Below are 1151 nucleotides of genomic sequence, written 5' to 3'. Positions count from 1 at the left end.
TCCGGACGGCGCCGTCCCGCATCAGGACGACCCGGGAGATCTCGGGGATAATGTCGTGGAGGTTGTGGGTCACGAGGATGATCCCGGTCCCCGATTGTGCAATCTTTCGGAGGGTCTTTCGGAGCGTGTGGAGCGCGTGGAGGTCGAGGCTGTTCGTGGGCTCGTCGAGGACGAGCGTGCCGGGGTCGTGGACGAGCGCTCTCCCGATCAGGAGCCGGCGGGCCTCGCCTGTGGAGATCTCGGTCATAGGGCGGTCGGCGAGGTGCGCGACCTCGAGGAACTCGAGGATCTCATCGGCCTTTCGCTCCATCGCGGGGGTGACATTGTGGGAGAAAAAGAGCCCGATGCTTGAGAAGAACCCCGAGAGGACGACTTCGCGGCCAGATATCCGGCGGGTGAAGGTCTGCTGGAGGTCTCCGGAGACGAGCCCGAGGTGGGACCGAAGGTCAAAGGCGTCCCACCGGTCCCGCCCCCGGAACCGGAAGACGGTATCCGGGCCCGGCGAGGATGGGTAGTACTCGCGGGTGATCGCCCGGATGAGCGACGATTTCCCGGCGCCGTTCGGGCCGAGGATGGCGATATGCTCACCCTCGCGGATCGTGAGCGAAACCCGGTCGAGGAGTCTGTGGCCGTCCCGGACGACGCTGACGTTTTTGAACTCGATGAGCGGCGGGGGTGAGGAGTGAGCGCTCTCGGTCATGCCGGCCGCTCCGTTGGGTGGGGTCTGCGATATTGGGAAATTCATTGAATCTCGCTGTTCTGTATGTTTTGATTCTTCTTGCCAAAAGGATGCTCCATCATCGCGGGGAACCGAGCAGCGCTGCAACCCGTTCGGGGTCGTCCGTGTAGATGTGGAGGAACCCGGCGGGTACTAGAGTTACCCTGAGATAGCCGGGATACCTCAGGCTGGCCAGGACGTGGTAGAGCAACTCCAGCATGAACACCATCCAGCCGACCGCCAGGAGAACCAGAAAGCCGAAATAGGGATTGACGGCATGGCCACCCGGAGACAGCAGCAACCCTCTCCCCACAGTATTGAAGAGTACCAGCGCGACCACAAGAAGCCAGAGCGGCACGGCCACCCAGCGAGGTATGGGGCGATCGGCGTCTTTCACCTCGACCGACCTTACCGTATCCTTTCCAAAGACGAG

The 1151-nt window shown here is 62.6% G+C and carries 2 protein-coding genes; both read right to left on the bottom strand.

What is annotated here, in order from left to right:
• A partial coding sequence (locus tag ACI94_RS02035) for an ABC transporter ATP-binding protein (RefSeq protein WP_286681033.1) occupies nucleotides 1-700 on the bottom strand: 700 nt, incomplete at its 3' end.
• Nucleotides 701-797: 97 nt separating this feature from the next.
• On the bottom strand, nucleotides 798-1151 hold a 354-nt coding region (locus ACI94_RS02030; protein WP_286681032.1), incomplete at its 5' end, for a hypothetical protein.

The organism is Methanoculleus sp. DTU007 (genome assembly GCF_001512385.1).
Taxonomy (GTDB): Archaea; Halobacteriota; Methanomicrobia; order Methanomicrobiales; family Methanoculleaceae; genus Methanoculleus; species Methanoculleus thermophilus.
The sequence above is the reverse complement of the archived record's forward strand: the minus strand, read 5'-3'. Positions and strand labels throughout refer to the sequence as shown.